This window comes from Nonomuraea sediminis (assembly GCF_018531495.1).
Taxonomy (GTDB): Bacteria; Actinomycetota; Actinomycetes; order Streptosporangiales; family Streptosporangiaceae; genus Nonomuraea; species Nonomuraea sediminis.
This window is the reverse complement of record NZ_JAHDTI010000027.1, coordinates 31,573-57,104: the sequence shown is the minus strand read 5'-3', so window position 1 is coordinate 57,104 and position 25,532 is coordinate 31,573. Positions and strand designations below refer to the sequence as shown.

Below are 25,532 nucleotides of genomic sequence, written 5' to 3'. Positions count from 1 at the left end.
GCTTTCAGGCTACGCGTGAAATTCACCCCGGGCATGGATCAAAGCCGCCAGTTCGGCCGTGGCCTTCCTGGCACGTGCCTTCTCCGAGCCCTGGATACCCATGGCGCCGATCGTCCTGCCGTCCGAGAAGTCGATCTTCGGCCACGGCTCGCCCTCGATGAGCGTCACGTCGATCACCTCGGGCCACGTGTAGCGGTGGGTGCGCAGGGCGTTGACCACCGTGATGCCCTCCGCGTCGGCCTCGACCCGCACCCGCCCAAGCAGGTGCAGGACGAAGGCCACCAGCAGCCCGAACACCACCAGCCCCACCCGGTCGGGCAGGCGGAACGGCTCGTCGATCAAGATCGCCATGACGATCGCGCCGATCACGATGACGGCGGCGAAGCCGTACGGGACGATCCTGCCCCGGCTCGGTCGCCAGGTGACGGGCAGGTCGGGAGGGCTCACAGACACGATCAATCAACCTATCGCAGGCTCCTGAGCAGCAGCGCCGTCTCCATCGCCGCCACGGCGGACTCGTAGCCCTTGTCCTCCTTGCTGCCCGGCAATCCCGAGCGGTCAAGCGCCTGATCCAGCGTGTCGCAGGTGAGCACGCCGTTGCCGACCGGGGTCTCCTCGTCCAGCGAGATCCTGGTCAGCCCCGATGTCACCGAGTCGCAGACGTAGTCGAAGTGGGCGGTCTCGCCGCGGATGACCGCGCCGAGCGCCACGACCGCGTCGCATCTGCGGGCCAGCGCCTGCGCCACCACCGGGATCTCCAGCGACCCGGCGACCCTGACCACGGTCGCCGCCGCCCCGCTGTCGTCGCAGGCCTGTACGGCTCGCGCCGTCAGCTGGTCGGTGATCTTGGCGTGCCAGCTGGCCGCCACGATCCCGACCGTGAGACCCGCGCCCTCCAGGGGCGCGGCGACCGGCCGGCCCTCTCCGCTCATGACGCCTCCGAGATGTGGTGACCGAGCCGGTCCCGCTTGGCCTGCAGATACCGCTCGTTGTGGGGGTTGACGGCGACGGGCATGGGCTCGCGGCCGAGCACCTTGATGCCGTAGCCGTCCATGCCGCGCAGCTTGGCCGGGTTGTTGGTGAGCACCCGCACCGACTTCACGCCCAGGTCTGCCAGCATCTGGGCGGCGTTGGAGAACTCGCGGGCGTCCACCGGCAGGCCCAGCTCCAGGTTGGCGTCGACGGTGTCGTGGCCGTTGTCCTGCAGGCTGTAGGCCTTCAGCTTGGCCAGCAGGCCGATGCCTCTGCCCTCGTGGCCGCGCAGGTAGACCACCACGCCGCGGCCCTCCTCCGCGATGGCGGCCATCGCGTTGTCCAGCTGGACGCCGCAGTCGCAGCGCAGCGAGCCGAACACGTCTCCCGTCAGGCACTCGGAGTGGGCGCGCACCAGCACGCCCTCGCCGTCGCCGATGTCGCCGAGCACCAGCGCGATGTGCTCGCCGCCGTCCAGCGCGCTGGCGAACCCGTAGGCGCGCCACTGGCCGTGGGCGTTGGGCACGCGGGTCTCGGCCACGCGGGTGACCATGGACTCCGTCCTGCGGCGGTGCTCGACCAGCTGCTCGATCGAGATCAGGGCCAGGCCGTGCTCGTCGGCGAAGTCGCGCAGCTGCGGCAGGCGGGCCATCGAGCCGTCCTCGTTGACCACCTCGGCCAGCACGCCCGCCGGGGTGAGCCCGGCCAGGCGGGCCAGGTCCACCGCCGCCTCGGTGTGGCCGCGCCGTGCGAGGACACCTCCCTCGTGGTAGCGCAGCGGGAAGATGTGGCCCGGCCGTACCAGCTCGTTGGGCTCGGTGGCGGAGTCGGCCAGCGCGCGGATGGTCTTGGCCCGGTCGGCGGCCGAGATGCCCGTGGTGACGCCGTCGCGGGCGTCGACGCTGATCGTGTAGGCGGTGCGCATGCGCTCGCGGTTCTGGGTGACCATGAGCGGCAGGCCCAGGCGGTCGAGCTCCTTGCCCTCCATGGGCACGCAGATCACGCCGCTGGTGTACCTGATCGTGAACGTGAGCAGCTCGGGGGTCGCCTTCGAGGCGGCGAAGATGATGTCGCCCTCGTTCTCCCTGTTCTCGTCGTCGACGACCACGACAGGCTTGCCGTTCTTGATGTCGCTTACGGCCCGCTCGATGGGGTCAAACATGGACCACCTCCGGACGTCGGGACTGCTTGAGCCAGTTGGCGAAGCCGACCAGTGCCAGGACGAAGAAGACGACGTAGACCGAGCCGTTGAAGTAGATGCCGCCGCGGAACGCGACCGGCACGCCGACCAGGTCCACGAGGATCCAGATGATCCAGAACTCCACCAGCGCCTTGCTCATCGCCCAGGTCGCCACCGCGCCGCCGACGAAGATGTAGGCGTCGGCCGCGATCAGGAAGTACTTCTCAGGAGGCTGCGAGTACTCGCCCCACGACCAGCCCGTCACGTAGAACAAGACCCAGAAGACAGCGGTGCCCGCGACGATGGCGGCCAGCATTCCGAGCCGCTCGCGGGTGGTCCCCCGGCGGACGACCAGCCCGCCCTCGTCGCGGATGCCGCGCTGCCACTTCCAGAAGCCGTAGACCGCCAGGAGCGCCATCATCGCGTTCTTCAGCACGCTGCCCGTGGCCGGGATCGTGGCATACGCCAACATCAGGAGCACGGCGGCGATGAACTGGATCGGCCAGTTCCAGATCGACTTGCGCATGGCCAGCACCACCGGGATCAGGGCGGCGATGCTCCCCACCAGGTCGGTCCAGAGCACATGCACGCCGAAGACGTTGAATCCGGCCTCTGCCCAGTTCATGCCTGTACCACCAGTCTCTCGACATACTTCGCGATCACGTCTACCTCGATGTTCACCCGGTCGCCGACCCGGCGTTCGGCCATCGTGGTCAGCTTCAGCGTGGTGGGGATGAGGCTCACGCCGAAGCTTTCATCGTCAACCGTCGTCACCGTGAGACTGATTCCGTCGATCGCGATCGATCCCTTCTCCGCCACGTACCTGCTCAGCTCGGGGCTCAGGGAGAAGCGGAGGTCGTCCCAGTTCTCGCCCGGGTCCCTGGACAGCAGTACGGCGGTGCCGTCCACGTGGCCCTGGACGATGTGACCGTCCAGGCGCTGGTTCACCCTGACCGAGCGCTCCAGGTTGACCCGCGAGCCCTCCTCGAGGTCGCCCAGGGAGCTGCGGTCGAGGCTCTCCTTGATGACGTCGACGGTGAACACGTCGCCGTCCACCTCGACCACGGTGAGACAGACGCCGTTGACCGCGATCGAGTCGCCGTGCTTGGCGTCCTCGGTGACGATCGGGCCTCTCAGTCTCAGGAGCGCCGCGCCGCCTTTGGGCTCGATGGAGACCACCTCGCCGCGTTCCTCGATGATTCCCGTGAACATCACTGCTCCCTGCTGGGTGTTGGGGGTGCCGCGGGCCTGGCCGTCAGCCGCAGGTCCGGGCCGATCTGTGAGATGTCGTCAAAAGTCAGGCGGTGCAGGTGCGCGATCGTGCGCACGCCCGCGTCGCCGAGCGCCGCTGCGCCGCCGCCGAGCAGTGCCGGGGCCAGGTAGGCCACGACCCGGTCGACCAGGCCCGCGGCCAGGAACGCTCCCGCCAGCGTGGGGCCGCCCTCCAGGAACACGCTCACCACGTCGCGCCTGGCCAGTTCCTTGAGTACGGCGTGCGGGTCGTGGCGCGGCAGCCGTACGACGTCGGCCTCCAGGTCCGTGACGGCGTCATCCGCGACGACCACCAGCGTCGGGGCCGCGCCGTCAAGCACCCGCGCCCCCCGCGGCGTCCTACCATCGGAATCCACCACCACCCGCAACGGAACCCTCCGCCTGGGCACGCCGCCCCGCTGCGCGGCTCGCGACTCCGTTCCTGGCTGCGGACCCGTTCCCTCAGGGGCATCCGTGGGGGTTGATGGGATGCGGGCGGTCAGGTGGGGGTCGTCGGCGAGGATCGTGCCGATGCCGGCCATGATCGCGTCGGACGCGGCCCGCAGGCGGTGGACGTCCGCCCTGGCCTCCGGGGAGGTGATCCACTTGCTGGTGCCGTCCTCGGCGGCGGACCTGCCGTCAAGCGTGGCGGCGAACTTCCAGGTCACGTGGGGTCTTCCGAGGCGGACGTAGGTCAGCCACTCGACGTTGACCCGCTCGGCCTCCTCGGCCAGCAGCCCCGTCTCCACGGTCACGCCGTGCGCCCGCAGCCGGGCGCCTCCCCCGGCGGCCGCCGGGTTGGGGTCGGCCACGGCCACCACGACCCGGGTCACACCGGCCTCGAGAAGCGCGCGGCTGCACGGGCCCGTCCTGCCGGTGTGGTCGCAGGGTTCAAGCGTCACGTACGCGGTGCCGCCACGGGCCCGCTCTCCCGCCTGGGCCAGCGCCACGATCTCGGCGTGCGGACCCCCGGCGTAGGCATGGAAGCCCTCGCCGGCCAGGGCGCCTTGCTTGTCGGTGATCACGCAGCCCACGACGGGGTTCGGGCTGGTGGTGCCGCATCCGCGGGCGGCCAGCTCCACGGCGCGGCGCATGTGCGCGACGTCGTCGCCGGGCTGGGTCGGGTACTCCACCCCGGACCTCCTACTCGCCAGTAGCTCATAGCCACGGCGGGCCCCGGGGGGACGTGATGCGTCATGCACCACAATGGCGCCCGGCTTTGGACACCGGACGCCCGCGCGCTGCCTCCCATCCGGACTTTAACCGTCGGTCCCGGAATTTCACCGGGTCAACCGGCCGATGGCATCGGCCGGGTCGCGGACTGTAACCGCCGGTTCGGACTTTCACCGACCCCGGAGCACGCTAGCTCTTTTCTACCTACAGTCTGCCATGCCCGTTTCGCAAGGCGCGACCACCCCCCACGCTACCAACCAAGCGCTCGCTCAACAATCCCCTTCCCCCAGGCCACCCCATCCAAGGGGGACGGCGAAGCCTGGCGCCAACGTGCCGCGCACGGTCAAGACCGCGACACCGCGACCCCAGCGCCGCGTCGGCGGGAAGGGGGATAGCGAAGCCCGCGCCCCGGTGCAGCGGGGAGTCACGACCACGGCCCTGCGGCCCGGGCGCCGGGTCGGCGAGGAGACGTATGGCGGACGTCGGCGCCCCCGTGCGGCGGGGAGCGGTGGGCGCGGTATCCGGGTGACGGGCGGCGTTGCGGCGGGCACTGTCACCGACTCGCCAGAAGCGCCGGTCACGGGCCCTCAGCCGAAGTACGGCGAGCGGCCGGTGGCGACGGCCTGCCGTACAAGAAGTGCGGGCGGCCGATACCCGCGGCCGGCCGTACAGAAGAGCAGGCGACCGATATCCACGGCCGATCGTACGAGAAGTGTGAGCAGCCGGCTCGCGCGAGCCGCCATGCGAGAAGCCCGAGAGGTCTGCACACGCGGCCTGACATAGGAGAAGGGCGGGCGGCGACTCTCATGGCCGGCCGGGTGAGAAGGGCGGGGAGGTGAGGGTCCCCGCCCTTGGGTCAGGAGGTGCACAGGGCGTAGGCGACGACCTGGATGGGGGATTTGGAGGGGTTTTCGGCGAAGACGATCCAGCCCTGGAAGGGGCCGCCGTTGCGGTCGGAGTTGTCCAGGCCGGGGAAGGAGGCGCGGACCGACCCGTTGACGGCGGCGCCGAAGCCGCCTCCGGTGGCCGTCTCGCCGGACTCGCACTTGACTCTGATGGTGTTGGCGTCGTTGGGCTGGAGGGTCGAGTCGACCTTGCGCATCACGACCTTGCCCCCACCCCCCGAGCCCGCGGGCCCGGCAGGACCCTGCGCGCCGCGAGGGCCGCGCTCGCCCTGCGGACCACGCGCGCCCTCGGCGCCCTGGGAGCCTTGGGGACCACGCGCGCCCTCGGCGCCCTGAGGACCTTGGGGACCTTCACGGTTCCAGTCGAGGCGGCGCTCGCCCTTCTTGCACTTGGTCGAGGCGGAGACCACGCGCACGCTACCGCCGGACGACACGCACGCGGTGATCACCCCGGAGGAGGACCCGGCCGCGTACGCCACCGCCCCGGTAGCCGACAGCACGACAACGGCACCGCCCACGGCGAGCAGTCGCTTGGTGACGATCATTCTCATGCCGCCGATGCTCACCCACGATGATCGCCCCCACATGAGTACGCCCTACTCAACTTCCCCGCCCCAACACCACGCGCCCGGGGAACCGTGACGCTCGGGTCACGCAGTACCGGGGCTGCGAGCACCTGTACGCCGCGCCGGGGTCGGCGAGGTGGGGTGCGGTGGTTGGCCGGCGCTGTGTACGGCGGGCAAGGGGGGCCGTGGTGCCCGGGTAACGGGTGTCGTGGCGGTGGGGAAGGGGGCTCGACTCGCCGGGAGCGCCGGTCACAGGTCCTGAGCCGAAGTACGGCGGGCGGCCGGTGGCGGCGGCTCGCCGTACAGAAGAGGCCGCGGCGGCGGCTCGCCGTACAGAAGAAGCCGCGGCGGCGGCTCGCCGTACGGAAGGGGGTTAGGCGGCGCGGTGGCGGATGTTGAGGACTTTGGGGGCGTAGCGGACGGGGGCGAGGCCTGTGTGGAGGGCGCGGAGGGTGGCGGTGGCCCAGAGGTCGCCGACCGGGGTGGCGGGCAGGCCGTAGAGGCGGCGCGCCCAGCGCGGCAGGGACGCGAAGGCCAGCAGCGCGATGGCCGGGACGACCGGTTTGAGGGGTATGAGGTAGAGCGGCAGGGGCACGTTGAGCGACTGCCGCAGCGGGTGCGCGGCCTCGGGGACGAAGCGCAGGCCGGGGCGTTGCGCCTCGATGTAGTCGCGCAGCTCGGCCACGCTGCCGGGAACGTCGGAGGCCCGCAGCCCGACGACTTCGGCCGCGCGCCGCCATTCCAGGACGAACTGGTCGGCCTCCGAGTCGGATAGCCGCAACCCGGCCCGCCGGGCGACCGAAAGGTAGGAGTCCACCTCCCCCACGTGGACCCAGCGCAGCGCGTCGGGATCGTCGAGGCGGAAGGTCTCGCCGGTGTCGGGGTCGTACCCGGTCAGCATCGAGTGGATCTTACGGACCCGGCGCCCCGCGCGTTCGACCTCCGCCCGCGTGCCGTAGGTGCGGACCCGGACGAACTCCGTGGTGCGCATGAAGCGGGCCCAGGCCTCGTTGGGGTCCATGAGCGCGGAGTTCTGCAGCACGCCGCGCATCGCGCGTGGGTGCAGCCCCTGCATGAGGAGGGCTCGAAATCCGCCGATGAGGAGGATCGGCTCGCCCATCACCCGCCAGGTCACCGATTCGGGGCCGAAGAGGCCATCGTCCCTCATAAGTGATCGGTTACCCCGTTTGCCGGGTGTTCATGTCACGAGGCCGTCTCGTTTATGCCCCGATTCCGTGATTTACCCGGTCATACCCGACGGCATAGTGACACCGCCCGGTAGATCGGGTCAACGCATGTGAAGGCACAGGCGGATCGATATTGCACAACGAATTAGTGAAAGCACCCCAGACCATTGCTTCAGACAGGAGCAAACTGCGAATGTGCCATCAGGATTTGCGCTCGCTGCTTGGGGGCCCCGTTAGATGACGACACCGACGTCCACAGCACCCGCGATCGACGCGACGTCCGTGACCGAAACCCCGGAAGCGGTCGGCCGCTCCCCGGGACAGCTCATGTGGCTGCGGTTCCGCCGCGACCGTACGGGCGTCCTCTCGGCCATCGTCGTGATCTTCTTCTTCCTGGTCGCGATCTTCGCGCCCGTTATTTCCGCTATATACGGAAAGAACCCATATGCCCTTTATGGACAGGACAATCCTGGTCTCTTGAACGACGCCGGGAACCCGATCCTACCGAACGGCGGGATCAGCTCGGAGTTCTGGTTCGGCATCGAACCCGGCCTGGGCCGCGACGTATTCACGCAGCTCGTCTATGGTATCCGGACCTCGCTGGCGATCTCCGTGGCGGCCACGATCCTCACCACCGCCATCGGCATCGTGATCGGCATCGTGGCAGGCTACGCGGGTGGCAGGACCGACTACCTGGTCGGCCGGATCATCGACCTGACGCTGGCGTTCCCCCAGGTGATCTTCATCATCGCGTTCACCCCGGTCCTGACCAGCTTGTTCGTCAGTCCGGACGAGAACGCCCCGGTGCTGTTCCAGGCGGTCACGCTCACCATCATGCTGACCGTCTTCGGCTGGGCCGGGCTGGCCAGGCTCCTGCGCGGCCAGGTGCTGTCCATGCGGGAACGCGAGTTCGTCGAGGCCGCCAGGGTCACCGGCGCCTCCCCCGCGCGGATCGTGTTCAAGGAACTGCTGCCCAACCTGTGGACGCCGATCATCATCCAGTCGAGCCTGCTGCTGCCGGCGCTGGTGACGACCGAGACCGCGCTGTCGTTCCTGGGCGTGGGGATGGGCGAGGAGATCCCGGACTGGGGACGCATGTTCCTTCGGGCGACAGAGATCTACCGGGACGACATCACCTACCTGATCTTCCCGGGCGTCGCCCTGCTGGTGTTCGTGATCGCCTTCAACCTGCTCGGCGACTCGATCCGCGATGCCTTCGACCCCAAGATCAAGCGCTAGAGGAGAGAAATGAGACACCGCAAACGGTCGGCATTCGCGGTTCTGGCCGCGGCCTCGCTGGCGTTGGTGGGCGCCTGCGCGCCGGGTAACCAGGGTGCCCAACCGACTGGCCAGGCCAGCACGGGTGCCTCGGCCAAGCCGTCAGCCCAGGCGTACACCCCGCCGAAGATCACGCTTGGCACGGCCGACGACTCCAAGGGCCCCGCCATTCCGCCCGACGGCGTGCAGAAGGGCGGCACGGTCACGATGATCGATCGTGACGACTTCGCGCACCTCGACCCGGCCCAGGTCTACGTCAACACCGAGGCCAACTTCGGCCTGCTGATCAACCGCGGCCTGACCGGCTACAAGCGGGTCGCCAAGGGCGACTACAAGCTGGTCGGCGACCTGGCCACGGACCCGGGCACGGTGAGCGACGGCGGCAAGACCTGGAAGTTCACCCTGAAGGACGGGGTGAAGTGGCAGGACGGCTCCCCGATCACCTCCGCCGACGTCAAGTGGACGATGGAGCGGATGTTCGCCCCGTTCATCACCTTCGGCCCCAGCTACGTCCAGCAGTGGCTCACCAACGAGAACTACCGCAAGGCGTACCCCGGCCCGTACGGCGGCAAGGAACTCAGCAACATCGAGACCCCCGACGACAAGACCATCGTCTTCAAGTTCAACACCGCGCACGCCGACGCCAACTACGCCTTCGCCATGGCGGGCTACAGCATCGTGCCCAAGGCCAAGGACACCAAGGAGAAGTACGACAAGGAGCCGGTGGCGTCCGGGCCGTACATCATCAAGTCGCACGTGGTGGACAAGTCGATCGAGCTGGCGCGCAACCCGCAGTGGGACCCCGCGACCGACCCGATCCGCGGCGCCTACCCCGACACGTGGAAGATGGAGTTCGGCCAGGAGGCCCTCCAGATCACCGACCGGCTCATCGCCGACGCGGGCCCCGACCAGACGGCGTTCTCCTTCTACGCCAGGACGCCTCCGGAGCGCCTGCAGCAGGTGATCACCGACGACAGCCTGACCGACCGCAGGATGCAGAGCCCGTCGCCGTACGGTGACTACTACTACTTCAACCTCGACCGGGTGAAGGACCAGAAGGTTCGCCAGGCGATCAACTACGCGTGGCCGTCGAAGCAGATCCAGCAGACCCTGGGCGGCCCGCAGGCCGTATCGCTTCCGACGACGATCCTCAACGAGAACACCACCGTGGGCTACCAGTCCTACGACCTGTTCGAGAAGGCGTCCAAGCCCGACGGCGACATCGACAAGGCCAAGCAGCTGCTGGCCCAGTCGAGCAACCCGACGCCGACCATCGTCTACGCCTACAACCAGACGCCGACCCAGGAGAAGGTCACCCTGGTGATCAAGAACGCCCTGGAGAAGACCGGCATCAAGGTCGTGACGAAGCCGCTGGACAGGAAGACGTACTACGACTCGATCAGCCAGACGAAGAACCAGTTCGACCTGTACTGGGGCGGCTGGGGCGCCGACTGGCCGTCGGGCTCGACGGTCATGCCGGTCATCTTCGGCCCGATCTCCGACGGCGGGCAGAACATGTCCCACCTCAATGACCCGGGCGTCAAGACGGAGATGCAGAAGATCACCGAGATGTCGGACATCGACGCGGCCAACGCGGCCTGGATGGAGCTGGACAAGAAGATCCAGGAGACCATCACTCCGCTGGTCGTCGCCGAGAACGACATCATGACCCTCCTGCACGGCTCCAAGGTGGGCGGTGCGGAGATCGACCCGCAGCAGTGGATCGTCTCCCCCAACACCATCTTCGTCAAGCAGTAGCACGCCGCTCCGGGCGCCTGACCGGCGCCCGGAGCATCCCATGGAGACCTCGTGCTTCGATTCCTCACCCGCCGCACACTCGGCGCGCTGGTCACCCTGGTGGTCGTCGCCGCGGTGACCTTCTTCCTGTTCTTCGCCATCCCCGCCGACCCCGCCCGGCTGGCCTGCGGCAAGGTCTGCCCGCCTGAGACGCTGGCGCTGGCCCGTCACAACCTGGGCCTCGACCAGCCGCTCATGACGCAGTTCGTCTCGTGGCTGGCCGGCATCGTCGTCGGCCGCGACTATCCCGGCCTGGGGCACTGCCCGGCCCCCTGCCTCGGATACTCCTTCGTCAACCGGGCGCCGGTGTTCGACACGATCCTCGACCGGATGCCCGCCACGATCTCGCTCACCATCGGCGCGGCGGTGATCTTCCTGATCTTCGGCGTGGGAACCGGCATCATCGCCGCCCTGCGGCAGGGCAAGCCCCTGGACAAGATCGCCAGCGTGTCCTCGCTGGTCGGCGCCTCGGTGCAGATCTTCTTCGTCGGCACCCTGGCCCTGTACTTCTTCGTTTACCAGAACCACATCTTCGCCCAGCCGAAGTACGTGCCGATCACCGATGATCCCGTCGGCTGGTTCGCCGGACTGCTGCTGCCCTGGATCGTGCTGGCGATCATCTTCACCGCGAACTACACCAGGATGACCCGCTCCACCATGGTCGAGAACCTCAGCGAGGACTACGTCCGCACCGCCAGGGCCAAGGGCATGCCGGCGCGCACCGTCATCCTGCGCTTCGCGCTGCGCGGCACCCTCACGCCGATCATCACCATCTTCGGCGTCGACCTGGGAACGCTGATCGGCGGCGCCATCATCACCGAGACGACGTTCGGCATCCAGGGCATCGGACGCCTGTCGGTGCGCGCGGTCACCTACTCCGACCTGCCGATGCTGATGGCCACCGTGGTCCTGGCGGCGGCCGCGATCGTGGTGATGAACGTCATCGTCGACGCCCTGTACGCCGTCATCGACCCACGCGTGAGGCTGAGCTGATGTTCCTCGAGGTCAACGATCTCACCGTCGACTTCCACACCGAGGACGGCGTCGTCCACGCGGTGGACGGCCTGTCGTTCGAGGTCGAGCGGGGAACCACGCTCGGCATCGTGGGCGAGTCCGGCTCGGGCAAGTCGGTAACGAACCTGGCCATCCTCGGCCTGCACAACAGGGAGACCGCGCAGATCTCCGGCAGCATCAGGCACGACGGCCAGGAGCTCCTCGGCGCGCCGCGCACCACGATGGAGCGGCTGCGCGGCAACCAGATCGCGATGATCTTCCAGGACCCGCTGACCTCGCTGTCGCCGTACCACACCGTGGGCGCGCAGATCGCCGAGGTCTACCGCAAGCACAAGGGCGTGTCGAAGTCGACCGCCCGCGACAGGGCCATCGAGATGCTGGACCGGGTCGGCATCCCGCAGCCGAAGATCCGCGTGGACGACTACCCGCACCAGTTCTCCGGCGGCATGCGGCAGCGCGCGATGATCGCGATGGCGCTGGTGTGCGACCCGGGCCTGCTGATCGCCGACGAGCCCACCACGGCCCTGGACGTCACCGTGCAGGCGCAGATCCTCGACCTGCTACGCGACCTGCAGGAGCAGACGGGCACGGCGATCATCCTGATCACGCACGACCTGGGCGTGGTGGCCAACACCGCGCACAACGTGCTGGTCATGTACGCGGGACGGGCGGTGGAACGCGGCACGATGCGCGAGGTGCTGCGCGAGCCCCGCCACCCCTACACCTGGGGGCTGCTCGCCTCGATGCCGAGCCTGCGCCGCACGGTCGACCTGCCGCTCGAGCCGGTCCGCGGGACACCGCCCAGCCTGATCAACGTCCCGCCCGGCTGCCCGTTCCACCCGCGCTGCGACTACATGCACCTGGCGGGGCCCGAGCTGTGCAAGGGTGAGCGGCCAGAGCTCTCCCCGCACCGCGGCCACGGCGACGCGTGCTACCTGTCGCTGAAGCAGAAGACGGACAGCCGCCCAGGAAAGGAAGGCAAGTGACGGAGAAGCTGCTCGAGCTGTCCGGCCTGGTGAAGCACTTCCCGGTCAGAGGTGGCTTCCTGTTCAAGCACCAGGTCGGCGCGGTCCACGCGGTGGACGGCATCGACCTGACCGTGCACGAGGGCGAGACGCTCGGCCTGGTGGGCGAGTCGGGCTGCGGCAAGTCGACCACGGGCCGGGTGGCCGCCCGCCTGCTCGAGCCGACCGGCGGCAAGGTCCTCTACCAGGGCCGGGACATCAGCCACGCGAGCCGCCGCGATCTCAAGCCGATCAGGCCCGAGATCCAGATGGTCTTCCAGGACCCGTACTCCTCGCTCAACCCGCGGCAGACGGTCGGCTCGATCATCCGCGGCCCGATGGACATCAACGACATCAACCCGCCCGGCGGCCGCGAGGCCCGCGCCAGGGAGCTGCTGGAGATCGTCGGGCTCAACCCGGAGCACTACAACCGCTTCCCGCACGAGTTCTCCGGCGGCCAGCGCCAGCGCATCGGCGTCGCCCGCGCCCTGGCACTGCAGCCCAAGCTGATCGTCGCGGACGAGCCGGTCTCGGCGCTCGACGTCTCCATCCAGGCGCAGGTCATCAACCTGCTGCAGCAACTGCAGCGGGACATGGGCATCGCGTTCCTGTTCATCGCCCACGACCTGGCGGTGGTGCGGCACTTCTCGCAGCGCGTCGCCGTCATGTACCTCGGCAAGATCGTCGAGATCGGCGACAGGGACTCTCTGTACGAGCGGCCGCGCCACCCCTACACGCACGCGCTGCTGTCGGCCGTGCCGGACGCCGACATCGAAGCCCCGGCCCGCGAGCGCATCCGCCTGGCGGGCGACGTGCCCTCACCGATCAACCCGCCCTCGGGCTGCCGCTTCCGCACGCGCTGCTGGAAGGCCCAGGACAAGTGCGCCACGGAGGAACCGCCCCTCATCCAGCTCACGGGCAACCACGACGGCCACCTCACCGCCTGCCACTTCCCCGAAGACCCCACCACCCAAGGCACCGACGTGGTCCTCGACCCGGCCCTCCAGGCCTGACCAGCACTTTCCCTCGTACGGCGAGCACCGGTGGTGGCGGCTTGCCGTACAGGACAGGACAAGCCGCTCGACGACGTGAAGAAGAGGGCTACCGGGTGGCTTTGGCGCGGAGGTTGTCGATGGCGGCGGCCGGGTCGGGGGTGTCGTAGACGGCGCTGCCGGCGACGAAGACGTCGGCGCCCGCGTCGGCGCAGCGTTCGATCGTTTCGGCGGTGACGCCGCCGTCGACCTGGAGCCAGATGTCGCCGCCGTGGCGGTCGACGAGGTGCCGGGCGCGGCGGATCTTGGGCAGGACGAGGTCGAGGAACTTCTGCCCGCCGAAGCCCGGCTCGACCGTCATGAGCAGCAGCATGTCCACCTCGCTCAGCAGCCCCTCGTAGGGCTCGATGGCCGTGCCGGGGTTGAGGGCGAGGCCGGCGCGGGCGCCGAGCGAGCGGAGCTGGCGCAGCGTCCTGATCGGGGCTTTGGCGGCTTCGGCGTGGATGGTCACGCTGCCGGCGCCGGCCTCGGCGTAGGCGGGCGCCCACCGGTCGGGATCCTCGATCATGAGGTGGCAGTCGAGCGGCGTCGAGGTCGCCTTGCGCAGGGACTCGACGACGGGCAGCCCGAGGGTGAGGTTGGGGACGAAGTGGTTGTCCATGACATCCACGTGCAGCCAGTCGGCGTTCGGCACGGCGGCGGCCTCATCGGCGAGCCGGGCGAAGTCGGCGGACAGGATGCTGGGCGAGATCTGTACGGCCATGATGCAGCGAGTCTATTGAACGGCCCGGCGAGGCATGAGACCGAGCCTGATGAACGCCACGGGGGCGCCCGCCTGCACCCACAGTGCGATCACCGCATACCTGGCGAACAGCAGCAGGTCACTGGTGATATGCCGCGTGACGTACCACAGCAGCCCCGCCACGGCCGATCCGACCAGCCAGCGCGCCACACGCAGCCGCACCGGCCCGCCCGCGTCGAACCAGCCGAGCCGGTTCATCAGCGACGCCCCGGCCAGCGTCCCGAAGAGCCCGCCGGCCATCGCCACCACGGTCGCCGAGCCATGGAACAACGCCGCCAGGCCGATCAACGCCCCCGGCAGGACGGCCGACGCCACGAGCTGCGCCCACAACGGCCGCCGCAGCCACCACGCCGTCGCGGGCTCCTCCAGCTTGACCACCAGCAGCAGTACGGCCAGCCCGCATGCGAACCCGGCGACCACGTCCGACACGAAGTGCACGCCCAGATACACCCGCGACAGCCCGACGAGGAACGTCAGCACCCCGAACGCCCACCACGCCCCCCGCCGGCTCGCGATGCGCGCGACCTGGCCCCACGAGGCGGCGGCCACCTGAGCGTGGCCTGACGGCAGGCCGTACGTGTTCTCCAGCGCCAGCGGCCGGACCCCCGGGTCGATCCAGTACGGCCGAGGCTGGTGGAAGGCCAGCTTGAGTATCGCGTTCGTGCCGGCGGCGGCCAGCACGGTCAGCCCAAGCCTGAGCCCGAGCCGCGGGCTGACGCACCAGTACACGGCGGGCAGCACCAGCAGGAAGAACGAGTCGGTGCCGAAGGCCGACAGGGCCTGCATCACGGGCAGGAACACGCCGGGCAGCCCCTGGAGCCACCGGATGGGGCCGAGCTCGGCCTGGTGCAGGCCCTCCAGTAAGTCCACCCGGCCATCGTGCCCTATCCGGGCCCGCCAACCAAGCTAGCGCTTGCGCAGGAGAGCGAGGAACATGGCGTCGGTGCCGTGCCTGTGCGGCCAGAACTGGGCGTGCGGGCCCTCGCCGAGGTCGTCGACCTCGGGCAGGTACTCGCGGGCGTCCAGTTGCTCCACGTCTCCCCGGTGCCGCAGCGCGTCGCCGACCACGACCTGGGTCTCCGCCAGGTGCGGCGAGCACGTGACGTAGGCCGCCACCCCGCCGGGGCGCAGCGCGTCCAGCGCGGTGCCCAGCAGGCGGCGCTGCAGCACGCCCAGCTCGGCCACGCTCGCGGGATCCCTGCGCCAGCGCGCCTCGGGCCTGCGCCGCAGCGCCCCCAGCCCGGTGCAGGGCGCGTCGAGCATGACCCGCTCGAACGTGCCCGGCCGCCAGGCGGGCTCGGTGCCGTCGGCGGTGATCACCACGGCCTCGCGGGTGGTCTCCCAGACCAGGCGCGCCCGGTGGTACTGCACGTCGGAGGCGAGCAGCTGGTCGCCGCCAGGGAAGCCCTGTTCGGGGTCGCCGTAAGCGGCGATGGCGTCCAGCAGCCCGGCCTTGCCGCCGGGGCCCGCGCACATGTCGAGCCAGGGCGCGCCCGACCCCTTGATCGGGACCCTGGCCAGCGCGAGCGTGACGAGCTGGCTGGCCTCGTCCTGCACCGCGGCCCGGTAGTCGGCCACGGCCCTGATCTGGCCGGGGTCGCCCTCGGGCAGGTAGGCGGCGTAGGGCGAGTACCGTCCCCGTTCTGCGCCCGCGTCCTCCAGCTCCTCGACGGTGCTGCGGCCAGGCCGGGCGACCAGCGTCACCAGCGGGCGGGTGTTGTCGGCGTCGAGCAGCTCGGCGGTCTCCTCCTCGTCGCCGCCCAGCGCGTCGCGGAAAGCGTCCACGATCCAGCGCGGATGGCTGTGGGCGATCGAGAGGCGGCCGGTCGGGTCGCTGGGCGCCACGATCGGGATCCACTCGTCCAGCGAGCGGGCCGCGATCTTGCGCAGCACGGCGTTGACGAACTTGGCCGCTCCGTGCCCGATGCGCAGCCGTACCAGGTCGACGGTGGTGCCGACGGCGGCGTGCGGCGGGACGCGCATCCGCAGCAGCTGGTGCGCGCCGAGCCGCAGCGCGTCGCGCACGTCGGGGTCGGGCGCCCGGTCGGTGCAGACTTCGATGATCGCGTCGTATGTGCCGAGCCCGCGCAGCGTCCCGTAGGCCAGCTCGGTGGCCAGCGCCGCGTCGCGCCCGCGCAGCCGCCGGTCGCGCAGCAGCCGCGGCATCAGCAGGTTGGCGAAGGCGTCCCGCTCGTCGACGGCCCGGACCACGTCGTAGGCGGCGTTCCGCGCCTCGTCACGCCGCGGCCCCGGCCGCCCGGAACGACCGCCACCGCCCTGACCGCCGGTACGGCCGCCACCGCCACCGGCCTGACCGCCGGAACGGCCTCGCCTCTCGCCCGCGCCACGACCACTGTCGCCGGTACGGCTCACGCCGTCATGTCCCTGGCTCACGCGAACCGATCTTCGTCGCCGGGGCGCACCCCGCGTGCCCACTCCACGGCGCTCATCAGCCGCTTGCCCTGCGGCTGCACGTCGCTCAGCTCGACCGGCCCGGTGGCGGTGCCCACGAGCACGGACGTCTTGGTGGCCGCGATCTGCCCCGGACGCAGCGACGCGTCGGAGGCCGACCGTACGGGGCCGAGCTTGAGCCGCTGACCGCGGAACTCGGTCCACGCGCCCGGGTTGGGGGTGCAGGCGCGCACGAGGCGGTCGACGCGCATCGCGGGCGCGCTCCAGTCGACCCTGGCGTCCTCCACGGTGATCTTGGGCGCGATGGTGACGCCGTCGCCCGGCTGGGGCCGGGCCTCGAGCGTGCCGTCCTCGATGCCGTCGAGCGTGGCCGCGAGCAGCTCGGCGCCCGACACCGACAGGCGTTCGAGCAGCGTGCCGCTGGTGTCGCCGGGCTTGATCTGCTCGGTGACGACCCCGTAGACGGGGCCCGCGTCGAGCTCCTTGACGATCTGGAACGTGGACGCGCCGGTGATCTCGTCGCCGTGCAGGATGGCGTGCTGGACGGGCGCGGCGCCGCGCCAGGCGGGCAGGATCGAGAAGTGCAGGTTGACCCAGCCCACGCGCGGCACGTCGAGCGCCGACTGCGGCAGCAACGCGCCGTAGGCCACCACCGGGCAGACGTCGGGCTCCAGCTCCCGCAGCCGGTCGAGGAACGCGAGATCGCCCACCTTGGCCGGGCGCAGGATCTCGATGCCCGACTCCTCGGCCAGCTCGGCGACCGGCGAGGGGTGGACCTTGCGCCCGCGGCCCGACTGCGCGTCGGGGCGGGTGACGACGGCGACCACGTCGTGGCGCGGCGAGTCGATGAGCGTGCGCAGCGACGGCAGCGCGGTGTCGGGCGTGCCCGCGAAGACCAGGCGCATGGCTAGAGCGCCTTCCCGCCGGTGACGTGCGGGGAGTACTTGACGGTGGGGGCGGCCAGGCCGCTCCACTCCGCCTCGCGGATGGCCTTCATGGCCAGCTTGCGCTGCTTGGGATCCATCCGGTCGATGAACAGGATGCCGTCGAGGTGGTCGGTCTCGTGCTGGAAGCAGCGCGCCATCAGGTCGGTGCCCTCGAGCACGACCGGCTCACCGTGCATGTTGAAACCCTTGGCCACCGCCCCGATCGAGCGCGGCGTGGGGAACGACAGGCCGGGGAAGGACAGGCAGCCCTCCTCGCCCTCCTCGTCCAGGTCGCTGGACAGGTCGAGGTCGGGGTTGATCACGTGGCCGAGCTGGTCGTCGACGTAGTAGGTGAACACGCGCAGGCCGACGCCGATCTGCGGGGCCGCCAGGCCCGCGCCGGGCGCGTCCATCATCGTGTCGGTCAGGTCTTTGACCAGCTTGCGGAGCTCCTTGTCGAAGTCGACGACGGGGGCCGCCGGGGTGCGCAGCACCGGGTCTCCGAACAGCCGGATCGGCTGGATGGCCAAGGGTCACTCCGTTCGTACGGGCATGGGGATCACCTCAGTTTAGTGGAGCCCCGGGCCTCGTCCGGGCCTGGCGCGAGGTGGGCCAGCGAGCGGGCCTTCATCGCGGCCTTGCGCGCCGCCTTGACCACGGCCTCGTCGTCGTGCGCGGTGGCCAGCATGTCGAGCACGGCGATCGTGTCGGGGTGGCCGACGCCCGGCATCTCGGCCACCAGCTTGATCAGGTCCTCGCCGGGCTCGTGCGGGTCCATCCTGGCCGCGCCCTGGCCGGACATGTGCAGCAGCGCCGCCAGGGAGTCGACCGCGATCCAGGTGTGGTCGTCGGGGCTGAGCGCGGGCGCCTGCAGGTCGCGGATGTGCAGCCAGGAGGCGGCGTAGCGGCGCATCAGCGGCAGGTCCAGCGCCTGGCGCAGGGGTGACTCCGCCTCGGGGCCCAGCTCCTCCAGGACGGCGCCCACGGCGCCGCGCTGGCCCGCCGTACCGGAAGCGGCGATCTGGATGAGGTCGGCGGCTGCCTGCTCGGGCGGGCGGCGCTCCAGCCAGCCCGCGACGGCGCTCTGCGTGGCGGTGCCCTTGACCAGCTCCTCCACCAGCTGCTCGGCGGTCAGGTCGGCGAAGACCTCCACCTCGGCCGCGGTCGGCGCGTCGTGGCCCTCGCGCAGCAGGTCGCGCCGGACGGCCCAGACACCCAGCGGGGTGAGCGCGGTACGGCCGGCGGCGGTCTGCGCGACCAGGCCGCAGTACGTCAGCAGGGACAGCGCCTCGAGCAGCTCGGAGGGGAGCGTGGCGGCCAGGCGGCGCATCGTGGCCTGGCCCGGGTTGCAGGCCACCTCGTGCGACTGAAGCAGGCCGCGCGCCAGGTTGGCGATGGCGACACCGGAACGCACCGAGTAGACCGTGGCCAGCATCTCGGCAAGATGGCCGTCGACCACGGCGGAGCCCGTCAGGCCGGTGTCGGCGCGGTCGAGCACGTCCATGACGACGCCGTCCCAGAACTCCAGCGTGGCCTCGACGGTGAGCTGGGGGGACAGCGGGCCGCGCGAGGCGGTGCCGCGCTGGATGCGCAGCAGCCCGGTGTTGACGGCGACGATCCAGACCAGGCGCAGCCGGGACGGGATCACGCCGAGCTCCTTGGCCGCCGCGGCGGCGTCGGGCTCGGGCAGGAATCCCTCGCTCGTCACGGCGCGGGATCCGGTCCACGTGGCGAGCCGGATCGCGTCGGCCACCAGGGGCACCGCGGGCACCTGGCGGGCCAGCTCGGCGTCGGGGGCGAGGAGCACGGGGGGGAACGTCAGCGCCTCCCGGTCCACCGGGACCCGGACGGGCACCTCGGCCTGCTCATCGATCAGCTTGCGCAGCTCGGCGAGGTCGAAGACGTTGTTGGCCACCCACGAAAACTTACTGCACACCAGTCACAGGAATGTACTCATCCGATGGCACGGGAGCGTGCTTTGAACGCCGCCTTGCGGGCCGCCTTGGCTACCGTACCGTCAGGAACGGAGCGTCCGAGCAGCTCGAGAACCTCGACCACGTCGGGATGGTCGACCCGCCACATCTCCTCGATCAGGTGGGCGGGCGGGCCGGAGGCGGATATGTTCTCGGCGAACACCTCCGGGTCCTCCTCGGCCCCCGGCATGGCCAGCGCGAGCATGTCCACGCTGACCCACAGCAGCTCCTCCTGGGTCAGCTGCGGGGCGCGCAGGCCCCTGGCGGTGAGCCAGTGGATGGCGTGCGGGCGCAGCTCCTGGTCCTCCAGGCCGGCGCGGACCTGGTCCTCCGCCTCGGAGCCGAGCCGGTCGACGATGGTGATCGCGATGCCGCGCGCCACGGCCGGCGCGCCAGAGGCGGCCGCCAGCAGCTCGGCCGCCGCCGCGCCGGGGTCGCGAATGGCCAGCCAGCGGCCGATGTCGTCCTCGGCCACCTCGGTGGGCACGCCCTCGAGCAGCCCCTCGATGAGCCCGGTGGCGTCGGCCTCGGCCAGGTCGCCCGCCTCGGGCGCCTCCAGGCCGAGCGCCAGGTAGTGCTCGCGCATGCCCCACACGCCCAGCGGGGTCAGCCCGACCGTGTCCTCGTCGAGGTCGACCAGGCCGCACCAGGCCAGCCTGCCGGCGACGACTTCGCCGTCCACCTCGTCCTCGGCCAGCTGGTCCAGGTAGTCGCCGACGACCGACACGGGGACGCGCACCTGGAGCCGGTAGAGCATGTCGAGGACGTCGTAGAGCTCGTCGTCCAGCTCCGGCGAGCCGGTGATCGCGCCGTCCGTGTCGTGCTCGACCAGGAAGCTCACCGTGCGGGCCCACCTGTCGAGCGGGTCGCCGCCCTCGGGCAGGCCGCTGAGCGCCCCCGGTTCCGCCAGGAGCGGAACGATCCCGAGCGCCGCCACCAGCTCCTCGCGCGGCGCCAGCCGTACGGCGGGCAAAGGCGTGCAGCCGGGGCAGTCGCACGGCGCCTCGCCCAGGTCGGGCACCTCGCCCGAGGGGATGGCGACCGACTGCTCGAGCGACTCCGGCCCGATGGAGCTGAACAGGCTCTTGGCCATGCCGAAGTTCGCCTCGTCGGCCAGCGCGGCGGGCATCCGCACCTCGATGTCGGCCAGCCGCTCGCGCATCGCCGCCGCGGTCGCCTCGTCCACGCTCCCGGTCTCCTGCAGGAAATCGACCAGGGTGCGGGCCGCGGCGACGGTCTCGGGCGCGCTCTCCGGCGGCGCGATCACCTTGCGCGGATAGATGGACAGCAGCAGCTCGTCGAAGGTCTCCGGAGTGAAGTCGCCCAGCTCGTCGACGTTGAGGTAGTCGCTGGCGTAGTCGCAGAGCAGGCGGACTTCGTCCGCGTCGACCTCGACGTCCCGCGCCCTCCCCCAAGCGCGCAGGTCGTCGATGGCCCGGTTCACCCATTCGATCGACACAGGGAGACGCTAACGGCTGACCACCAGATGAGCGAATCGGGGATAACGTCTAAATCAGGTCGAGAGGGTCCACACTGACCCTCACGACATCTGGCGTCTTTCTGGCCGCACGCACCCCGGTGGCCCCTTTGAGTGCGGACGCCAGCGCCGCCCCGCCGCCGCGCGCCACGCGGATCATGGCACGTTCCTGGCCGGACTCGTCGACGGGCACCGGGCCGAGCACCTGCGCTGCCGGGGGCAGGCGCAGCTCGTCCAGCATCTGCCTGACCGCGCTCGCGGCGCCGGTCAGCGTCGCCATTCTGACGGCGGGCGGGAACCCCAGCTCGGCGCGGTCGGCCAGCTCGCGTTCCGCGTGGGTGATCGGGTCCCAGCGCAGCAGGGCCTGCACCGCCGGGAGCGTCGCATCGGCCAGCACCACCAGCTCGGCGGCCGGCCTGAGCAGGGCCGCCGCGTTCATCCAGCGCCGCACGGCCTCCTCGGCCGCGCGCAGGTCGGCCCTGCCGAGCAGCGCCCACCCGTCGAGCAGTACGGCCGCCGCGTAGCCTCCCTCGGCCACCGGCTCGGCCCCCGGCGTGGCCACCACGAGCGCCTTGGCGTCGCTCACCGCGGCCAGCACGCCGTCGCGGCCCGACGTGCGGACGTTCACCGACGGGAATGCCCTGCCCAGTTCCTCGGCCGTACGGCGGGCCCCCACGACCACGGCCCGCAGCCTGGGGCTGCCGCAGTTCTCGCAGCGCCAGTACGCCGCGATCCTGCCGCACCACCGGCAGTACGGCACGGCGTGCCCGCTCCGCAGCGCCAGCGGCCCGTGGCACATCCCCGCGTTTTCCTCCAGGCGCAGCGCGCCTCCCGTCTGCTGCGCCGTACGGGTCGGCGGCTGGATGCAGCGGGCGGGGGCGCGGCAGTGCTGGCAGGCCAGCGCGGGCAGGTAGCCGCGCCGCGGCACCTGGACGAGCACCGGCCCCTTCTCGAGCCCGAGCCGCAGCGCCCGCCAGGCGATGCTGGGCAGCCGGGCGGCGCGGGCGGCCTGGTCCTTGGCCAGCTCGGCGTCCTCCCCCGCGGGCTTGACGCGCGGCGCGGCGGCCCTGATCGCCTGCCTGGCGGCCACCAGGGGCCTGGCCCAGCCGGAGGCGATGAGCTGGGTGGCCTCCGCGGTCCTGGCGTAGCCGCCGACGAGCATGCCGGCGCCGGTCAGGTGGGCCCGCAGCGCCAGCACCTCGCGGGCGTGCGGGTAGGGGGCCAGCCGCTCGGCGTGCAGGTCGTCACCGTCGTCCCAGATGGCCGCCAGCCCGAGCTCCGCGACCGGGGCGAACGCGGCCGCCCGCGTGCCGACCACGGCCCTGACCTGCCCTCTGAGCACCCGCAACCACCGCCGGTACCGCTCCGCGGGTCCCAGATCGGCGGTGAGCGCCACATGCCTGCCCGGCCCCAGCACCCGGGCGAACTCGGCATCGGCCAGCGCCACGTCCTTCCCGTCGGGCACCACGACCACGGCCCCCCGCCCACCGTCCAACGTGGCCCGCACGGCCTCCGCCACCGGCCTGGCCCACCCGCGCGCCCCCGGCAACGCCGACCACACAGCCCGAGGCTGCCGCCCTTCCTCCAACGCCTCCAAAAACGACCCCCCATTGGGATACTCCCCCCAAGCCACCCCCACAGGCCCACGCTCCACACCACCCCCCCTCAAGGACTCGCCAATCCCCCCAGCCGGGGCGCCAGAACCACTGCCCATCCCCGCCTCGCGAGCGCCTGCCCCCTGCCCACCCGCGCCCGAGCCCTGCCCCACAGCGCCCGCACCCTGACCAGCCGCCTCCACGACCTGCCCCACAGCACCCGGACCTTGCCCAGCCACGTCCACGACCTGACCCGCAGCGCCCCTCCCCGGCCCGTCGGCGTCCACGATCTGCCCGGCGCTGTCCCCGGTCTCCTCCGCGCCCACACTGCCCGCCCCGGCGACGCCCCCAGCGGGCACACCAGGGACCACAACGGGCCCCACAGACTCCGAAGCAGAGGCGTCCAACTCCACACCACCCGAGCCCTGCCCGGCGGTGCCCGTGGTCTCCTCGGTGCCAGTGCTTACGACCCCGGCGGCGTGAGGTGCGTTCGGGATGGGGGTGGTGGGTTCGGCTTCGGTTTTGGCGTGGCGGGGTGGGATGGCCAGCCGTAGGACGTCGGCGAACGTGCCGGCGTAGCGATCGGCCACCGCGCGGACGAGCGCGGCGATCTCCGGCGTCAGGACCCGCTCGGGCGAGACCACCCGCTCGAGCGCCGCCAGCCGCCCCGCGTGCTCGCTCTCCTCGACGCGCTCCAGCAGGAACCCGTCCACGAGCTTCCCCGCGAAGCGCACCCTGACCCGCACCCCCGGCTGCGCGGCCGCGTCCATCGAGGCGGGCACCAGGTAGTCGAAGGCCCGATCGAGGTGCGGAAGCGGATTGTCGACCGCGACCCTGGCCACGGGACGCTCCTCCGCGGGCACCGGAGCCCCCTTCCCCACCGGCTCCCCAGAAGCGGGCCGCACAGCGGAAAGCGGAAGAAGCGCATCGTCGGACTCGGGCACGCCATAGGTCTACCAGACCCGGCCCCCACGAACGCCCGCGCTGCGCCGTACACCCACACCCCCCGAACACCGCAGGTGAGCCCCCTCCACCGAACACCTGTCAACCCAAGACCCCGCAGACGACCTCCTCGAAACCCTCGCCGCGCAGCACCCTCCGCGACCCGAGACCCACAGATGAACTCTCGAAAGCCCTCACCGCGCGCTACGCCCCGCTGCCTCATCGAAAAGCTCCCCTCCGAGCCGTACACCCCGCAACCTGAGACCCCACAGGTGACCCTCCTCGAAAGCTCCCGCCGCGCCGTACGCCCAGCAATCGGGGACGCTCTTACCGACCCATCACGGCGCAGGGGATCCGATGAAGTCCCCGGGGCGAGAAGTTCCTAGGCGTGGTCGCGTGCCAAGGCGGGACGGGTCGAGAGGGCGAACTCGCGCACGCTTCGCGGCATCCGGAAGACGGTACGGCCGGCCTCGTACTCCCGTGCGACCAGGAAACGCCGGACCAGCCCGGCGAGCACCGAGCCGACACCCGCCCCGGGCAGATCGTGCCCGGAGCAGATCTGCTCGGCATCGTCCAACTCGAAAGCGCCGGGAAGGACTGCCAGCCGCCCCCAGACCAGCCGCTCCTCGTGCGAGCACATCTCAAGACTCCACCCGATCGCGTCCCACACCGTGGACCGTCGCCCCGCCAGGCCCGCACTCCTGTCCTTCTGACCGCCCGGCCCCTGCCCCTCCAGGCTCCTGCCCCACTGCCCGCCCAGCCCGTCCCCCTGCCGGCCATCACTCGCACCCCGGTGACCGCCCGCGCCGTGCCCCTCCAAGCCCCCACGCGGAGTCGCCTGACCGCCCAAGCCGTGGCCCCGACCCCTGGCGACCGTACCGCCCGGCTCATCCCTCTCCTGGCTCCCACGCATGGTCGTCTGACCGCCCGCGCCGTACCCCTCCAGGCCCCGGCGCATGTCAGTAGGACCTCCCAGACCGGCTCCCTCCGGACCCCCACGCGGGGCCATCTGGCCTCCCAGACCCGCCTCCTCCGGACCTCCACGCGGAGCCGTCTGGCCGCCCAGGCCGTGGCCCTCAAGGCGGCCTCTCCGGGCCGGAGGACTGCCTGGCGCTTGTCCAGGAGTCCGGGGAGGGTGGCCGGGCAGGTGGTGGCGGGACAGGGTGCGCAGGAGGTGCTCTACGGGGTGGTCGGGGAGCCGGGCTGCGGCCAGTTCGAGGGCCAGGGGGATGCCTTCGAGGCGGCGGCAGAGGTCGGCGATCGCGGGTGCGTTGGCGTCGGTGAGGGTGAAGGCGGTGGCGGTCCGGTCGAGCAGGAGGGCGACCGACTCGACGGTGGCCATCTCCCTGGGGCCGCAGCCGGTGTGCGGGACCGCGAGGGGTCTGATGACGACCGTGTGCTCGCCGGGCACGCGCAGGGTCTGCCTGCCGGTCGCCAGGACGTGCAGGCCTGGCGCGGCGGGCAGCAGTCGCCGTAGCAGCTGTGAGCAGGGTTCGGCGGTGTGGTCGCAGTCGTCCATGACGAGCAGGGCGCGCCGGTCGGCCAGGTACTCGGTCAGGTCGCCGTGGCAGCCGACGGCCCGGGCGACGGCCTGCTCCAGCGATACGAAGCCGGTCACGCAGGAAAGGTCCACGACGTGGACGCCGTCGGCGAAGGCGCGCCGCATGAGCTGGGCGGAGCGTACGGCGACCCGTGTCTTGCCACAGCCCGCCAGGCCCGTGACGGTGACCAGGCGGCTGCGCTGGAGCATCCGGCGGACGTCACCGACCTCCTGGCGGCGACCCACGAAGCTGGTCGACCACCGCATGTTTCCCGCCTTCTCCGACATTCTCGGAGGACACGCTATAGGGATCTTGCTCAGAAATACACGAATGCCGCACTCCACGCATGGAATGCAGCATCGACCACCCAAGGTCCGTACGCCAAAGCCTCAAACCGCAGGGCGTGGCGTCCCGACGGGCACGACCGAGGTGACGCAGAAGCGACACGCCGACGCCGCAGGGGCATGGCGTCCCGACAGGCACGACGGGGTGACTGGAAAGCCGCAGGCGGGCATCCCAACGCGTACGGCGGAAAAGGGCACGCG

The 25,532-nt window shown here is 71.0% G+C and carries 22 protein-coding genes and 1 riboswitch; of the genes, 5 read left to right on the top strand and 17 right to left on the bottom strand.

The features are described from left to right. Positions 1–9: 9 nt before the first annotated feature. The 8 genes from KIK09_RS55415 to KIK09_RS55380 form a co-directional block, all read right to left on the bottom strand. A complete protein-coding gene (locus KIK09_RS55415) occupies positions 10–453 on the bottom strand; it encodes a PH domain-containing protein (RefSeq protein WP_308164862.1) in 444 nt (147 codons plus the stop codon). An 11-nt stretch (positions 454–464) separates the two neighbouring features. Beyond that, the gene (gene ribH, locus KIK09_RS55410) at positions 465–932 is read right to left on the bottom strand and encodes a 6,7-dimethyl-8-ribityllumazine synthase (RefSeq protein WP_214327628.1); all 468 of its coding nucleotides are present in this window, start codon (positions 930–932) and stop codon (positions 465–467) included. Next, the gene (locus tag KIK09_RS55405; protein WP_214327627.1) at positions 929–2,134 is read right to left on the bottom strand and encodes a bifunctional 3,4-dihydroxy-2-butanone-4-phosphate synthase/GTP cyclohydrolase II; all 1,206 of its coding nucleotides are present in this window, start codon (positions 2,132–2,134) and stop codon (positions 929–931) included. The genes ribH and KIK09_RS55405 overlap by 4 nt, the downstream gene beginning before the upstream one ends. Next, entirely contained in the window at positions 2,127–2,777 is a 651-nt protein-coding gene (gene pnuC / locus KIK09_RS55400) for a nicotinamide riboside transporter PnuC (RefSeq protein WP_214327626.1), read from the bottom strand. Before pnuC ends, KIK09_RS55405 begins: the two co-directional genes overlap by 8 nt. Further along, the gene (locus tag KIK09_RS55395; RefSeq protein WP_214327625.1) at positions 2,774–3,364 is read right to left on the bottom strand and encodes a riboflavin synthase; all 591 of its coding nucleotides are present in this window, start codon (positions 3,362–3,364) and stop codon (positions 2,774–2,776) included. Before KIK09_RS55395 ends, pnuC begins: the two co-directional genes overlap by 4 nt. Next, positions 3,364–4,536, bottom strand: a complete 1,173-nt coding sequence (ribD, locus tag KIK09_RS55390; RefSeq protein ID WP_308164861.1) for a bifunctional diaminohydroxyphosphoribosylaminopyrimidine deaminase/5-amino-6-(5-phosphoribosylamino)uracil reductase RibD — start codon at positions 4,534–4,536, stop codon at positions 3,364–3,366. Before ribD ends, KIK09_RS55395 begins: the two co-directional genes overlap by 1 nt. A 101-nt stretch (positions 4,537–4,637) precedes the next feature. Then, a riboswitch (FMN riboswitch) is annotated at positions 4,638–4,768 on the bottom strand. A 664-nt stretch (positions 4,769–5,432) separates the two neighbouring features. Continuing rightward, entirely contained in the window at positions 5,433–6,032 is a 600-nt protein-coding gene (locus KIK09_RS59800) for a collagen-like protein (protein ID WP_214327624.1), read from the bottom strand. Positions 6,033–6,420: 388 nt separating this feature from the next. Further along, positions 6,421–7,215, bottom strand: coding sequence for an oxygenase MpaB family protein (locus KIK09_RS55380; protein WP_214327623.1), 795 nt, complete (start codon positions 7,213–7,215; stop codon positions 6,421–6,423). A gap of 256 nt (positions 7,216–7,471) precedes the next feature. On the opposite strand from KIK09_RS55380, the gene KIK09_RS55375 reads away from it, so the two are divergent. The 5 genes from KIK09_RS55375 to KIK09_RS55355 are packed head-to-tail and all read left to right on the top strand — an operon-like array spanning position 7,472 to position 13,340. Continuing rightward, positions 7,472–8,473, top strand: coding sequence for an ABC transporter permease (locus KIK09_RS55375; RefSeq protein ID WP_214327622.1), 1,002 nt, complete (start codon positions 7,472–7,474; stop codon positions 8,471–8,473). Between the two features lie 9 nt (positions 8,474–8,482). Next, positions 8,483–10,270 (top strand): ABC transporter substrate-binding protein, encoded by a 1,788-nt coding sequence (locus KIK09_RS55370; protein WP_214327621.1) that lies wholly within the window; start codon positions 8,483–8,485, stop codon positions 10,268–10,270. A 51-nt stretch (positions 10,271–10,321) separates the two neighbouring features. Further along, positions 10,322–11,302 carry an ABC transporter permease gene (locus tag KIK09_RS55365; protein WP_214327620.1) on the top strand — a complete coding sequence of 327 codons (981 nt, stop codon included), beginning with the start codon at positions 10,322–10,324 and terminating at the stop codon, positions 11,300–11,302. Next, the gene (locus KIK09_RS55360) at positions 11,302–12,309 is read left to right on the top strand and encodes an ABC transporter ATP-binding protein (protein WP_214327619.1); all 1,008 of its coding nucleotides are present in this window, start codon (positions 11,302–11,304) and stop codon (positions 12,307–12,309) included. The genes KIK09_RS55365 and KIK09_RS55360 overlap by 1 nt, the downstream gene beginning before the upstream one ends. Beyond that, positions 12,306–13,340 (top strand): ABC transporter ATP-binding protein, encoded by a 1,035-nt coding sequence (locus KIK09_RS55355; protein ID WP_214327618.1) that lies wholly within the window; start codon positions 12,306–12,308, stop codon positions 13,338–13,340. The genes KIK09_RS55360 and KIK09_RS55355 overlap by 4 nt, the downstream gene beginning before the upstream one ends. Before the next feature lie 88 nt (positions 13,341–13,428). Here the strand turns inward: KIK09_RS55355 and rpe are convergent, their stop codons facing one another. From rpe to KIK09_RS55310, 9 genes are all read right to left on the bottom strand, one after another. Then, complete coding sequence (gene rpe, locus KIK09_RS55350) at positions 13,429–14,082, bottom strand: ribulose-phosphate 3-epimerase (RefSeq protein ID WP_214327617.1); 654 nt, start codon at positions 14,080–14,082, stop codon at positions 13,429–13,431. A gap of 12 nt (positions 14,083–14,094) precedes the next feature. After that, on the bottom strand, positions 14,095–14,991 hold the full coding sequence (locus KIK09_RS55345; protein ID WP_214327616.1) for a phosphatase PAP2 family protein: 897 nt from the start codon (positions 14,989–14,991) through the stop codon (positions 14,095–14,097). A 36-nt stretch (positions 14,992–15,027) separates the two neighbouring features. Next, positions 15,028–16,515: an RsmB/NOP family class I SAM-dependent RNA methyltransferase gene (locus KIK09_RS55340; RefSeq protein WP_308164860.1), complete on the bottom strand. Its 1,488-nt coding sequence runs from the start codon at positions 16,513–16,515 to the stop codon at positions 15,028–15,030. Next, the gene (gene fmt, locus KIK09_RS55335; RefSeq protein ID WP_214327615.1) at positions 16,512–17,438 is read right to left on the bottom strand and encodes a methionyl-tRNA formyltransferase; all 927 of its coding nucleotides are present in this window, start codon (positions 17,436–17,438) and stop codon (positions 16,512–16,514) included. Before fmt ends, KIK09_RS55340 begins: the two co-directional genes overlap by 4 nt. Before the next feature lie 2 nt (positions 17,439–17,440). Next, a complete protein-coding gene (def, locus tag KIK09_RS55330) occupies positions 17,441–17,989 on the bottom strand; it encodes a peptide deformylase (RefSeq protein ID WP_214327614.1) in 549 nt (182 codons plus the stop codon). Positions 17,990–18,018: 29 nt separating this feature from the next. Further along, positions 18,019–19,374: a hypothetical protein gene (locus tag KIK09_RS55325; protein ID WP_214327613.1), complete on the bottom strand. Its 1,356-nt coding sequence runs from the start codon at positions 19,372–19,374 to the stop codon at positions 18,019–18,021. A 38-nt stretch (positions 19,375–19,412) separates the two neighbouring features. Then, positions 19,413–20,891 (bottom strand): hypothetical protein, encoded by a 1,479-nt coding sequence (locus KIK09_RS55320; protein ID WP_214327612.1) that lies wholly within the window; start codon positions 20,889–20,891, stop codon positions 19,413–19,415. Between the two features lie 49 nt (positions 20,892–20,940). Next, positions 20,941–23,367 carry a primosomal protein N' gene (locus tag KIK09_RS55315; protein WP_308164859.1) on the bottom strand — a complete coding sequence of 809 codons (2,427 nt, stop codon included), beginning with the start codon at positions 23,365–23,367 and terminating at the stop codon, positions 20,941–20,943. 461 nt (positions 23,368–23,828) lie between these two features. Continuing rightward, the gene (locus KIK09_RS55310; protein ID WP_214327610.1) at positions 23,829–25,253 is read right to left on the bottom strand and encodes an ATP-binding protein; all 1,425 of its coding nucleotides are present in this window, start codon (positions 25,251–25,253) and stop codon (positions 23,829–23,831) included. Between the last annotated feature and the right edge of the window lie 279 nt (positions 25,254–25,532).

Excerpts from the sequence above, each read along its gene's own strand:
- ribH (WP_214327628.1), bottom strand. The coding sequence starts at position 932 with ATGAGCGGAGAGGGCCGGCCGGTCGCCGCGCCCCTGGAGGGCGCGGGT.
- KIK09_RS55405 (WP_214327627.1), bottom strand. The coding sequence starts at position 2,134 with ATGTTTGACCCCATCGAGCGGGCCGTAAGCGACATCAAGAACGGCAAG.
- pnuC (WP_214327626.1), bottom strand. The coding sequence starts at position 2,777 with ATGAACTGGGCAGAGGCCGGATTCAACGTCTTCGGCGTGCATGTGCTC.
- KIK09_RS55395 (WP_214327625.1), bottom strand. The coding sequence starts at position 3,364 with ATGTTCACGGGAATCATCGAGGAACGCGGCGAGGTGGTCTCCATCGAG.
- KIK09_RS59800 (WP_214327624.1), bottom strand. The coding sequence starts at position 6,032 with ATGAGAATGATCGTCACCAAGCGACTGCTCGCCGTGGGCGGTGCCGTT.
- KIK09_RS55380 (WP_214327623.1), bottom strand. The coding sequence starts at position 7,215 with ATGAGGGACGATGGCCTCTTCGGCCCCGAATCGGTGACCTGGCGGGTG.
- KIK09_RS55375 (WP_214327622.1), top strand. The coding sequence starts at position 7,472 with ATGACGACACCGACGTCCACAGCACCCGCGATCGACGCGACGTCCGTG.
- KIK09_RS55370 (WP_214327621.1), top strand. The coding sequence starts at position 8,483 with ATGAGACACCGCAAACGGTCGGCATTCGCGGTTCTGGCCGCGGCCTCG.
- KIK09_RS55360 (WP_214327619.1), top strand. The coding sequence starts at position 11,302 with ATGTTCCTCGAGGTCAACGATCTCACCGTCGACTTCCACACCGAGGAC.
- rpe (WP_214327617.1), bottom strand. The coding sequence starts at position 14,082 with ATGGCCGTACAGATCTCGCCCAGCATCCTGTCCGCCGACTTCGCCCGG.
- fmt (WP_214327615.1), bottom strand. The coding sequence starts at position 17,438 with ATGCGCCTGGTCTTCGCGGGCACGCCCGACACCGCGCTGCCGTCGCTG.
- KIK09_RS55310 (WP_214327610.1), bottom strand. The coding sequence starts at position 25,253 with ATGCGGTGGTCGACCAGCTTCGTGGGTCGCCGCCAGGAGGTCGGTGAC.